The organism is Bacillus sp. FSL W8-0519, from assembly GCF_038005585.1.
Classification (GTDB): Bacteria; Bacillota; Bacilli; order Bacillales; family Bacillaceae_G; genus Bacillus_A; species Bacillus_A paranthracis.
On the sequence record NZ_JBBOTL010000001.1, the window covers coordinates 2,014,066 to 2,026,297 of the forward strand.

Genomic DNA, 12,232 nt, shown 5'->3' on the forward strand with positions numbered 1-12,232 from the left:
ATGGTAGCATTAACGTTAACGATTATTTTTGCACTAATTGTTGTTACATTTATCGCATTAACAATTAAAATTATTCCACAGCAAAAAGTTGGAGTCATTGAAAGATTTGGTAAGTTTCAGCGGGTTATGCAGCCGGGATTAAATTTATTAATTCCGATTGTGGATCGCGTTCGCGTATATCACGACTTGCGTATTCAACAAACGAATGTACCACCGCAGAAAGTAATTACGAAAGATAATGTACAAGTGGAAATTGATACAATTATTTTCTATCAAGTCGTTGAACCGGAACTTGCGACATATGGTATTTCGAACTATGAATACGGTGTACGTAACATTACTTCAGCAACGATGCGTCAAATCATTGGTAAAATGGAACTGGATGAAACGTTATCTGGTCGTGAAAAAATTTCAACAGAAATTCGCTTAGCACTTGATGAAGCTACAGAAAAATGGGGCGTTCGCATTGAACGTGTTGAAGTTGTCGATATTAATCCGCCGAAAGATGTGCAAGCATCAATGGAAAAACAAATGAAAGCAGAGCGTAATAAACGTGCGATCATATTAGAAGCTGAAGCTGCAAAACAAGATAAAGTCCTTCGTGCTGAAGGGGAAAAGCAAAGTAAAATCTTAATGGCTGAAGGGGATAAAGAAGCGCGTATTCGAGAAGCAGAAGGTATTAAAGAAGCAAAAGAATTAGAAGCGCAAGGGGAAGCAAGAGCGATTGAGGAAATTGCAAAAGCAGAACAAAATCGAATTGAATTACTTCGCGAGGCGAATTTAGATGAACGTATACTTGCTTACAAATCATTTGAATCATTAGCTGAAGTTGCGAAAGGGCCAGCAAATAAAGTCTTTATTCCATCTAATGCAATTGAAACACTTGGTACTCTCGGGGCAATTGGTGAAATCTTTAAAGAAAAACAAGCGAAGAAACTGCCTTTAAATAATACAGAAAAAGAACAATAAGAGTGAAAAAGAGAAATGGGATGCCGTTTCTCTTTTTATTTTTTATCATTTTTTAATTTATAAATTAAATGAGTAAGGGACGGGGGACCGTTCCTTACTCATTTACACTAAAAAATTTTTAAGATTTCATAATATGAAATAAAGGAGAATCTGTAAGAAATAGAATTGATATAATGATTGAAAATTCAGTCATCTGGTAAAATTTCTAAACTTTTTAGTATATTATTATTGGAAATTGGAGGGGAAAGAATGGCAATTAGAACAGGGGAACAGTATATTGAAGGGTTGCGAAAAAGAAATCCTGAAATTTGGATTGGAGGAAGAAAAGTAACGGATGTAGTAAATGAAGATGTTTTTCGTGAACCAATTATACAAATTGCGAACTTATATGATATGCAGCACAATCCAGAATATCAAGATAAGATTACTCATATATGCGAAGAGACAGGAGAAAGGGTATCAAATGCATTTTTAGTACCGAGAAATTATGAGGATTTAAAAGTACGCCGCGAATTATTTGAAGTGTGGGCAAAAGCCACTTATGGTTTAATGGGTAGAACACCTGATTTTTTAAATGTAACGGTTACTTCAATGGCAAGTAATTCGTGGTTTTTTGAGAAGTTTAATCCAGAATGGGGAGCGAATATAAAAAATTATTATAAACATATAAGGGATAATGATTTGTTTTTAACACACGCAATTATTAATCCGCAAAATGATCGGAGTAAGGCCTCCCATCAACAAGAAGATGAAACAATGCATTTAGGGGTAGTAAGTGAAACAGCGGAAGGAATGTATGTTAGTGGTGCTAAAATGTTAGCGACACTGGCGCCGATTACGGATGAGGTAATAATATATTCCTATCCAAGTTTTAAGCCAGGTGATGAACGTCATGCAATTTCTTTTGCAGTTCCAATTGACGCACCAGGTCTAAGAATTCTATGTCGTGAGCCAATGCAAGATGGAAAACGATCTTTATTTGATCATCCACTCGCATCAAGGTTTGAGGAAATGGATGCATTACTAGTATTTCATAATGTGTTTATCCCGTGGGATAAAGTATTTATTTATCAAAGTGTGGAAGCTGGGAATCAATTGTATCCTAAAACCGGAATTGGTCATCAACCAGCACATCAATCTGGGGTAAGAGGGTTAGTAAAACTATCTTTTGCAGCTGAAGTAGCTATGAAATTAGCAGATTCGATTGGAGTAGATGGTTTTTTAAATGTACAAAACCAGCTAGCAGAGCTTATGCAAGATGTTGAAACGATACGTGCTCTCCTGCAAGTAGCTGAATATGAGTATGAAACGAATTCATATGGAGAAGTTATTCCTGCGAGGTTACCGCTTGATACGATACGCAGTTTATTACCTAAGATGTATCCGCGGGCTATTGAGATTATTCAAACTATAGGTGCGGGTGGATTATTAATGTCACCGACAGGTGCTGATTTTATGAACCCCGAGATTCATGATGATATGCAAAAGTATTATATCGGGCGTGAAGGAGTATCCTCTGAGGAACGGGTTCGTTTGTTTAAATTAGCATGGGACTTATGTGGTGAGGCTTTTGGACAACGGTTATTACAATATGAGCGTTATTATTCTGGAGATCCGGTGCGTAAAATGGGAATGTTTTATAATGCGTACAAAAAACAACAAACTTTTTCACTTGTGAACAATGCGTTGCAATCGAGTTCATCTGAAGGGGCCTTAAGTTAAATAAAAATGTTTGCGCTTACATTTTTGTTTGGAAAAGGAAGGAGCAATAGATGATAGAAAGAATTTTACTGTTAGGATGTAATTCTTCTTATATTTTTAACAATATCTAGAACGTGAGAACTGTAACTGGAATAGGGGAGGTATATGATTTGATTGCTTCCATCGGTAAAATTTGCAAAATTCTAAATTGTTTCACAAGTGATGAGCCTGTGCTAGGTAATTCGGAAATAGCGGAAAAGCTAAATATGAATGCAAGTACGGTTCACCATCTTGTTCGTACGTTGTGTGCAGAAGGAATGCTCATACAAGATGAGCAAAGAAAATATAGATTAGGTTGGAAATTGTTAGAGTGGGGAAATCAAGTCATGTTTCAGCAAGAGATATATAGTGGAGCGATTCCGCTTGTTGAAGAGCTAGTAAGAAATTTTAGTGGTACTGTGCATATCGGTATGTTTGACCGTGGTGATGTTGTATTTATATTGAAAGTTTCATCGAAGGAGTCCGTTCAAATTTCAACACATGTTGGATCAAGAGAACCTGCATATTGTACAAGCACAGGGAAAGTGCTGCTTTCATTTCATTCATCACCCTTAGAATATACTTCAGAAAAAGGGCTTTTACGACGAGCACCCAATACCATTACATGTGTCAAACAATTCCAAACAGAGTTACAGAAAATTCGTAAGCAAGGTTATTCAATTAGTGATAACGAAAATGAGCATGGACTGTATGGAATTGCAGCTCCTATTCGATCTTATACTGGGAGAACTATTGCGGCACTTAATATTGTTGGACCTATATCGTATATGCAAGGAAGTAACCGTGAAATCATAATTCAAAGTGTGATGAATACGGCAAATTTGATTTCAAAGGAATTTGGTTATTTGGAAATTTAACTTTAGAAGAAAAGAGATGAGTATCATTTATATACATGAGCAGTGTATACCTGAATTAACGGAATCTATTGTTTCAATTGGAGCATTTGATGGTGTGCATAAAGGTCATCAAGCCGTAATTAAAAATGCGGTTGAGAAGGCAAAAGCATTAAAGATAACAAATGTTGTGTACACATTTGATCCACCACCACGCTCATATTTTCAAGGAGCGCAAGTATTAACGACTATTGATGAGAAAGTGAAACGTATTCAAAACCTTGGTGTTGAACATGTGATTGTAATTCGGTTTGATGAGTCTTATATAACAAAAAGTGCGAGTTGCTTTATTCAAGATATAAAAAGGTTAAGCCCTGTAGAAATTTTTATTGGTCAAGATTTTAGGTTTGGAAAAAATCGTGAGGGAAATATTGAGCTACTAAGAGAACAATTCAACCTTTCTATAGTGAAAGATGTTTGCTGTGATGAAGGTGAGCGAATATCTTCAACGAGAATTAGAGATTATATCTATCATGGGGATTTGCAAAAGTCTAGTTCTTTACTCGGTTGGTCTTTTAAAACGATATAAATAAAAAGGAATTATAAGGAGGAAATAGTATGTCTAAAACATTGCAATCTTTTAATTTACTAAAATGGATTGATGAGAATAAGGAGTTATTGAAGCCACCAGTAAATAACAAAGTTATTTGGCAAGATTCAGAGTTTATCGCCATGATATTAGGTGGTCCAAATAGAAGACGTGATTTCCATGTAGATCCTTCAGATGAATTTTTCTATCAAATTAAAGGTGAATGTTATGTGGAATGTATTACAGAAGAAGGGAAGCGGGAAGTCGTCACAGTAAAAGAAGGGGATGTATTTATGCTCCCAGCTATGGTACCGCATTCACCACATCGCGTTGCTAACACATATGGGCTTGTAATTGAAAGAAAACGTAGCCAAGGAGAACTTGAGGATTTCGTTTGGTTCTGTGATGAGTGTAATCATGAAATGCATCGTGTACGCGTCCAATTAAGTGATATTGAAAAACAAGTAAAAGAAGCAATTCATAGTTTTAATTCAAATAAAGAAATTCGAGCGTGTAAAAACTGCGGTCATATTATGCCAGAGGAAGTGGAGGAATGGAAGTGCGAATAGATTTTCATACACATATTATTCCTGAAACTTTTCCAGATTTTGAAGAGAAGTTTGGTGGCGGTCGTTGGCCGATATTAAATCGGACTTGTACATGTGGTGCAAGTATTATGGTTGGAGGTAAAAATTTTCGAGACGTGACAGACCAAGTATGGTGTCCTAAGAAAAGAATTGAAGATATGGATCGTGAAGGTGTTGATATTCAAGTTCTATCACCAATCCCCGTTACATTTTCGTATTGGGCAAAACCAGAGGAAGCCGAAAGTATGGCACGTATTCAAAATGATTTTATTGCAGAAACAGTTTTAGCATATCCAGATCGTTTTGTAGGGTTAGGAACGGTTCCGATGCAAGATGGAGAAACTGCGATTCGTGAAATGGAGCGTTGTATAACGGAATTAAATTTACATGGTATTGAAATTGGTACAAACGTAAATGGAAAAAATTTAGATGACCCATCGTTTATTGAATTTTTTCGAATGGCTGAAAAATGGCAAGTTCCGATTTTTATTCATCCATGGGAAACATTAGGGCGTGATAGAATGCCACATCATAATTTTATGTATACAGTTGGGATGCCGAGTGAAACGGCACTTGCGGCAGCTACATTAGTATGGAGTGGAATAATGGAGAAGTTTCCACTGCTAAAGGTTTGTTTTGCGCATGGCGGCGGCTCTTTCCCATATATTTTGCCAAGGTTAGATCAAGGCTGGAAAGTATGGCCGCATTTACGATTGACTACGCATCCTCCTAGTTATTATGCAAAGAAATTTTATTTTGATTCTTTAAATTATGATCCTATTAATTTGAAATATATGATTGAAAGGTTTGGGCATGAAAAGATTTTCATGGGTTCAGATTATCCATTTTTATTGCGAGAAGTTGATCCGGGTAAAGTGATTGATGAAACAGCCAGTTTATCAGAGGAACAAAAAGCAGCGATGCTTGGGGGAAATGCTGCGGAATTTTTAAATATTGATATAAAAAAACGAGGTGTAGCATATGCAGAGAGTACAAACACCTGAGGATAAACTAAGTGAGTTGGGAATTACACTACCAGCTATTCGCCCGGCAGTTGGAAATTATGTTAGTTGTGTAAGAGTAGGTAACTTATTATTTACTGCTGGACAAGGTGTAGATGAGTATCACGGGAAATTAGGAAAAGATATTTCAATTGATGAAGGGTATAAAGCGGCAAGGCAATCGATGTTGAATTTGTTAAGTGTTGTGAGAAATGAACTAGGTGATTTAAATAAGGTAAAACGAATTGTAAAAATACTTGGTTTTGTAAATAGTACGGAAGACTTTATTAATCAGCCAAAAGTAATGAACGGTGCATCGGATGTATTAGTAGATATATTTGGAGAAAAGGGGAAACATGCTCGCTCAGCAGTCGGTATGGCTCAGTTACCTAATAATACAACAATTGAAATTGAGATGGTTTTAGAAATTGAGGAGTAGGAGGTAAAGAAGGTGAACAAAGAATTATTAGCGGACAAACTGAAAGTGAAAGATGCGAAATTGTTTATTGATGGACAGTATGTGGATTCTGTATGTGGTGAAACGTTTGATACGTTCAATCCAGCAACGAATAGAAAGCTTGCATCTATTGCAAAGGCAAATGAAGAGGACACCAAAAGAGCAATTGATGTGGCAGAACGTACATTTAAAAGCGGTATTTGGAGTAAAATGCCTGTGGAAGAGCGATCAAATATTTTATGCAAAATGTCGGATTTGATTATGGAAAGAGTGGATGAGCTAGCTTATATAGAAACTCTGGATGTGGGAAAGCCAATTAAAGAAAGTAAAGGATTCGATATACCACGTTCGGCTCATAATTTTCGCTTCTTTGCTGAAATGGCTAAATATATGGTGCACGAGCACTATGACAAACATAATTTTATGTCATATGCAAAGTATGCTCCTGCGGGAGTGACAAGTTTAATCATTCCTTGGAATTTGCCATTTATGCAAATGACATGGAAAGCATCAGCGGCACTTGCTTCTGGTAATACTGTAGTTGTCAAACCGGCCTCTTATACTCCATTAAGTGCAGTTATGCTTGGTGAAATTGCAAATGATGCAGGACTACCACCAGGTGTACTTAATATTATTACAGGTCCGGGAAATACTGTTGGGACAAAAATGACAACACATCCAGCTGTTAGAAGAATTTCATTTGTTGGAGAAAGTAATACAGGCAAGACAATTATGCGTAATGCATCAGAGAACTTAATACCTGTTTCATTAGAACTAGGAGGTAAATCAGCGAATATCGTATTTGAAGATGCGGATTTAGATGAAGCAGTACAAGGCTCAATTGAAGCTATTTATCGGAATCAAGGAGAAATTTGTTTAGCTGGTTCAAGATTACTAGTGCAAGAAAGTGTATATGAACAGTTTTTAGAGAAATTTGTAGAGGCTGTAAAAAGAATAAAAGTTGGAGATCCTCTTTCTGAAGAGACAGATATGGGAGCGCTTGTATCAAAATCTCATTTAGAAACAGTTAATCGTTATGTAGAAATAGGAACTTCAGAAGGGGCAAAATTAGCCTATGGTGGAAAAAGAGTAGAGAGTCTAGTAGAAGGAAACTTTTATGAACCTACTATTCTATATGATGTTGATAACAGTATGCGTGTAGCGCAGGAAGAGATATTTGGTCCAGTTCTAGTTGTTATTCCATTTAAAACGGAGGAGGATGCAATTCGCATTGCGAATGATTCCATTTATGGACTAGCTGGAGTTGTTTGGACAAATAATCTTAGACGAGCACAACGAGTGGTTTCACAAATTGATTCAGGTTTACTATGGATTAATTGCTGGTATGTCCGAGATTTACGTACGCCATTTGGCGGTTCGAAGGCAAGTGGAATTGGTAGAGAAGGTGGACGTCATAGTTTCGAATTTTATACGGAAGCTAAAACGGTAACGATGAAATTATAAGGATAATATTTTAACTTAATTACAAAGAGCCCTCATTTAATGTTTATGAAAATAAGTCGATGGGTGGGGGCTAGTTACAATGTAGTGGATTGGACATATATATAAATTTTTAAAAATGAGGTGAGAGCAATTGTTAATTAAAGAATTAGCTGATGAGCTATTACAGGCTGAAGATTCACGTGTAGGAATACCTCCTTTTACTGAGAGATATGCTAATTTATCTATTGAGGATGCATATAATATTCAACTTGAAGTAGTAGAAAGAAAGTTGGAGAAAGGGCGTTATGTAATCGGAAAGAAAGTTGGACTTACGAGTGTTGCGATGCAGCAGACGCTTGGGGTAAATGAACCAGATTATGGACATTTGTTAGATGACATGAAAATAGAAAATGGAAGTACAATCTCAATAAGTTCTTTTGTAGCTCCGAAAATAGAAGCAGAAATAGGATTTGTTTTAGAGAAAGATTTAAAAGGGCCTAATATTACATATATTGATGTACTGATGGCAACGAAGTATGTTGTACCTACACTTGAAATAATTGATAGTCGTATTTCCGATTGGAAAATAAAATTGGTCGATACAGTAGCGGATAATGGCTCGTCAGCAAAAGTTGTAATTGGGAACAGATTTTCTAGCATCGATAAAGTAGATTTACGTACAACTGGAATGACACTTTATAAAAATAATAGTTTAATTGCCACGGGGGCTGGTGCTGCTGCATTAGGGCATCCTGCACAAGCTATTGCTTGGTTAGCTAATAAAATACATGAATTTAATATTGAATTAAAAGCAGGAGAGTTAATTTTACCAGGGGCGTTATCTGGTGCAGTCTCAGTGAATAGTAAAGATAGCATTCAAGCTGACTTCGGTTCACTAGGATCGGTTTCAGTTACATTCATATAGGTTAAAATGTTATGAAAAGGTGGGATAGATGTGCAGAAAGTAAAGGCGGCCATAATTGGATCAGGTAATATTGGTACGGATTTAATGTATAAATTAAGAAAAAGTGAAGTCATAGACCTCAATGCCATGATTGGAATAGATGTAGAATCGGATGGTTTAAAGAGGGCGAAAGAAGCCGGATACGAGGTTTTTGATAATGGAATACAGACGATTATTGATAATCCCAGTTTAGCTGATATTGTATTTGATGCAACTTCAGCTAAAGCACATAGGTATCATGCGAAAACGTTAGAAGAGCTTGAAAAAATAGTAATTGACTTAACACCGGCTGCATATGGGCCATTTGTTTGTCCTGCTATTCGAAATAATAATTTTTTAGATAAGAAAAACGTTAATATGATTACGTGCGGGGGACAAGCAACAATCCCGATTGTTCATGCTATTAATGAGGTGGCGAATGTTACATATGCAGAAATCGTTGCTACAATTTCCAGTTTAAGTGCAGGTCCAGGTACAAGAGCAAATATTGATGAATTTACAATTACGACAAAGCGTGGAATTGAAGAAGTTGGTGGGGCTGATAAGGGGAAGGCGATAATTATATTAAACCCTGCAGAGCCACCTATATTAATGAGAGATACGATTTATTGTGAAGCTAAGGATATGGATGAGGTTTCTATCTATGAAGCAATTCATAAAATGGTAGAACGGGTTAGGACGTATGTTCCTGCTTACTCTTTGAAACAAGAACCAATGTTTGATGGGAATCGTGTAACTGTATTTTTAGAAGTTGAAGGAGCTGGAGATTATTTTCCTCCTTATGCCGGTAATTTAGATATTATGACAGCTGCAGCATTAAAAGTAGGTGAAGAATTTGCAAAGCAAATCATTTCAGAGAAGAAAAGAGGTGTAATGAATGAGGCGAAATAGTGAAAGACCAGTGAGAATAACGGAAGTTTGTTTACGTGATGGAAGTCATGTAATGAAACATCAATTTACAGAAGAGCAAGTTCGATCTGTAACAAGGGCATTAGATGAGGCAGGTATGCATTATATCGAAGTGAGCCATGGAGATGGTTTAGGTGGCTCTACTTTACAATATGGGAAGTCATTAGTTAATGAAATGAAGCTCATTGAAGCTGCGGTAGATGAGTGTAAGCAAGCTCAAATAGCTGTCTTGTTAATTCCTGGTATTGGAACGATTCATGAATTAAAGCAAGCTGCAAATATTGGTGCGAAACTAGTTCGTGTAGCAACACATGTAACAGAAGCGGATGTTTCCGCTCAGCATATTCAATTTGCGCGTGAGTTAGGTATGGAAGTGTGCGGTTTTTTAATGATGGCACATTCTGCATCGGTTGAAAAGTTAGTAGAACAAGCAAAGCTTATGGAAAGTTATGGTGCAGAAGCAGTTTATGTAACAGATTCTGCAGGAGCTTTATTGCCTCATGAAGTACGTGAACGTATCCGTGCTTTGCGTCAATCTTTAAATATTGAAATTGGTTTCCATGGTCATAATAATCTTTCGGTTGCAGTAGCAAATACAATTACTGCAATTGAAGAAGGAGCGACACGTATTGATGGAAGTGTACGATGTCTTGGCGCAGGAGCTGGAAATGCCCAAACAGAAGTATTGCTCGCTGTTTTGGATCGTATGGGATATAAGCTAGATATAGATTTATATAAGATGATGGATGTCGCAGAGGAGATAGTTGCCCCTTTATTACCAGTACCACAAGAAATTCAAAAAAGTAGTCTAGTAATGGGATATGCAGGGGTATACTCTAGTTTTTTATTACATGCTGAAAGGGCGGCACAACGCTTTAAGGTAGACACACGTGATATTTTAATAGAACTGGGGAAAAGAAAAGTAGTTGGAGGACAAGAGGATATGATTTTAGATGTAGCTGCAGAATTAGCAAAGATAAAAATGGAGGTGTAACATATGGCTTTAGTGAAAGGGGCAGATTTAGAAATTATTGACTATTTACTTCAAGCTGAAAAGGAAAGAAAAGAAGTAGTAAAAGTAACGGATAAGCATCCTGATTTAACAGTAGAGGATGCTTATAAACTGCAAAAACGTTTAATTGAACAAAAAATGAGCGAAGGTTCTAAAAGAGTTGGTGTGAAACTTGGATTAACGAGTAAGGCAAAACAACAAATGATGGGGATTGATGAAGCGATTTACGGATATTTGTTGCATGATATGCTTGCATTCGAATGGGAGCCATTGCAATATGAAACGTTGATTCATCCGAAAGTAGAGCCAGAGATTGCTTTTTTAATAGGTGAGGATTTACAAGGAACGAATGTGACAGCTGATGATGTATTAAAGGCAACAAAATATGTTGCGCCAGCTTTAGAGGTGATTGATAGTAGATATTTGAATTTTAAATTTACATTACCTGATGTAATAGCAGATAATTGTTCCTCTTCAAAATTTTTGTTAGGAAGCAAATGGATTGATGTTAAGAATATAGATTTAGCAAATGTAGGAATGGTTATGTCAAAGAACGGTAAGATTGCTACGACTGGGACAGGAGCAGCTGTGCTGGGACATCCAGCAGAGGCAATCGCTTGGGCGGTAAATAAACTTGATTTACAAAATGAAGGATTAAAAAAAGGTGATATTGTATTAAGTGGAGCATTATCTGAAGCGATTGCATTTAAATCTGGAGATTCTATCATTGCACAATTTGATGATTTGGGAAGTGTAGCGATGTTTTGTGAATAAATAGTAAAGCGAGAGATAAAAATGCCCATTATACAAATTCAAATAATAGAAGGTAGAAAGCAAGAGCAAATTCAAAATCTAATATTTGATGTTACAGAAGTAGTCGCGAAAAACTTGGATGTAGATGTTGGACGAGTCCGTGTTTTAGTGAATGAAATCCCAAGTTCGCATTGGGGAGTAGGAGGAAAGTCTAAAGAGTGTTTAAAAGAAATTTAGTTAGTAATAAAAGCAATTTTCATTCTCTTATGAATGGGGGTTGCTTTTGTTGTTTTGAAAATTTCTAATAATATGTTAAAATTTATTCTTGGTTTTAAGGAGAAAAGGGGAGTGAAGAAACATGCAAATACTACTAATACGCCACGGAGAATCAGAAGCTGATATTTTAAACGTACATGAAGGACGAGCTGACTTTGAATTAACAGAAAAGGGAAGAGAGCAGGTGCAAAGACTTGTACAGAAAGTGAAAGCAGATTTCCCGCCAGATTTCATTTGGGCAAGTACATTAAAACGGGCTCGCGAAACAGGTGAAATGTTAGCAGAGGGAATTGGGTGTCCAATTCAATTAGAAGAGGAATTAATGGAGTTCAATAATGGAGTGCAAGCAGGTCTTTCATTTGAAGAAGCAAAGAAATATCCCGAGCCACAGTTTCTTCATGATCGATTTGAAAATGGGGAGTCATTTATTGAGTTTCGAATGAGAATAGAAGGCATCTTTTCTAAAATCGTGACAGAGAATACGTATGACCGAATTGCAATTGTTGCACATGGTGGTGTAATAAATAGTCTATTACGTGCGTTTTTCAAAATGCCCATTTCAATGGATTATTATTTTAAAATGGGAGATACGGGAATAAGCTTAATTGAAATGGATGGCGAACAAAAAACAGTACATTTCATTAATGATACGAATCATTTGGACGGGATGTAAAGATC

At 36.5% G+C, this 12,232-nt stretch carries 14 protein-coding genes; all 14 read left to right on the forward strand.

What is annotated here, in order from left to right:
• The 14 genes from NST14_RS10470 (at nt 1) to NST14_RS10535 (ending at nt 12,227) form a co-directional block, all read left to right on the forward strand.
• The gene (locus NST14_RS10470) at nt 1-969 is read left to right on the forward strand and encodes an SPFH domain-containing protein (RefSeq protein ID WP_000226248.1); all 969 of its coding nucleotides are present in this window, start codon (nt 1-3) and stop codon (nt 967-969) included.
• A gap of 249 nt (nt 970-1,218) precedes the next feature.
• A complete protein-coding gene (locus tag NST14_RS10475; RefSeq protein ID WP_001007861.1) occupies nt 1,219-2,691 on the forward strand; it encodes a 4-hydroxyphenylacetate 3-hydroxylase family protein in 1,473 nt (490 codons plus the stop codon).
• 149 nt (nt 2,692-2,840) lie between these two features.
• On the forward strand, nt 2,841-3,587 hold the full coding sequence (locus NST14_RS10480; protein WP_071730004.1) for an IclR family transcriptional regulator: 747 nt from the start codon (nt 2,841-2,843) through the stop codon (nt 3,585-3,587).
• A 16-nt stretch (nt 3,588-3,603) separates the two neighbouring features.
• Nucleotides 3,604-4,152: an FAD synthetase family protein gene (locus NST14_RS10485; protein ID WP_000022929.1), complete on the forward strand. Its 549-nt coding sequence runs from the start codon at nt 3,604-3,606 to the stop codon at nt 4,150-4,152.
• A gap of 29 nt (nt 4,153-4,181) precedes the next feature.
• The gene (nbaC, locus tag NST14_RS10490; RefSeq protein WP_000047733.1) at nt 4,182-4,721 is read left to right on the forward strand and encodes a 3-hydroxyanthranilate 3,4-dioxygenase; all 540 of its coding nucleotides are present in this window, start codon (nt 4,182-4,184) and stop codon (nt 4,719-4,721) included.
• Nucleotides 4,706-5,743 (forward strand): amidohydrolase family protein, encoded by a 1,038-nt coding sequence (locus NST14_RS10495; protein WP_000453804.1) that lies wholly within the window; start codon nt 4,706-4,708, stop codon nt 5,741-5,743. Before nbaC ends, NST14_RS10495 begins: the two co-directional genes overlap by 16 nt.
• Nucleotides 5,721-6,179 carry a RidA family protein gene (locus NST14_RS10500; protein ID WP_001190048.1) on the forward strand — a complete coding sequence of 153 codons (459 nt, stop codon included), beginning with the start codon at nt 5,721-5,723 and terminating at the stop codon, nt 6,177-6,179. Before NST14_RS10495 ends, NST14_RS10500 begins: the two co-directional genes overlap by 23 nt.
• Nucleotides 6,180-6,191: 12 nt before the next feature.
• The gene (locus NST14_RS10505) at nt 6,192-7,661 is read left to right on the forward strand and encodes an aldehyde dehydrogenase (protein ID WP_001031170.1); all 1,470 of its coding nucleotides are present in this window, start codon (nt 6,192-6,194) and stop codon (nt 7,659-7,661) included.
• A 130-nt stretch (nt 7,662-7,791) separates the two neighbouring features.
• The gene (locus NST14_RS10510) at nt 7,792-8,565 is read left to right on the forward strand and encodes a 2-keto-4-pentenoate hydratase (RefSeq protein WP_071742471.1); all 774 of its coding nucleotides are present in this window, start codon (nt 7,792-7,794) and stop codon (nt 8,563-8,565) included.
• A gap of 30 nt (nt 8,566-8,595) precedes the next feature.
• Complete coding sequence (locus tag NST14_RS10515) at nt 8,596-9,495, forward strand: acetaldehyde dehydrogenase (acetylating) (RefSeq protein WP_098487111.1); 900 nt, start codon at nt 8,596-8,598, stop codon at nt 9,493-9,495.
• Complete coding sequence (gene dmpG / locus NST14_RS10520; protein ID WP_042874946.1) at nt 9,482-10,507, forward strand: 4-hydroxy-2-oxovalerate aldolase; 1,026 nt, start codon at nt 9,482-9,484, stop codon at nt 10,505-10,507. The genes NST14_RS10515 and dmpG overlap by 14 nt, the downstream gene beginning before the upstream one ends.
• A gap of 3 nt (nt 10,508-10,510) precedes the next feature.
• The gene (locus NST14_RS10525; protein ID WP_001229803.1) at nt 10,511-11,299 is read left to right on the forward strand and encodes a 2-keto-4-pentenoate hydratase; all 789 of its coding nucleotides are present in this window, start codon (nt 10,511-10,513) and stop codon (nt 11,297-11,299) included.
• Nucleotides 11,300-11,314: 15 nt separating this feature from the next.
• The gene (locus NST14_RS10530) at nt 11,315-11,515 is read left to right on the forward strand and encodes a 4-oxalocrotonate tautomerase (RefSeq protein WP_254916606.1); all 201 of its coding nucleotides are present in this window, start codon (nt 11,315-11,317) and stop codon (nt 11,513-11,515) included.
• A 121-nt stretch (nt 11,516-11,636) separates the two neighbouring features.
• On the forward strand, nt 11,637-12,227 hold the full coding sequence (locus NST14_RS10535) for a histidine phosphatase family protein (protein WP_071742466.1): 591 nt from the start codon (nt 11,637-11,639) through the stop codon (nt 12,225-12,227).
• Nucleotides 12,228-12,232 lie beyond the last annotated feature (5 nt).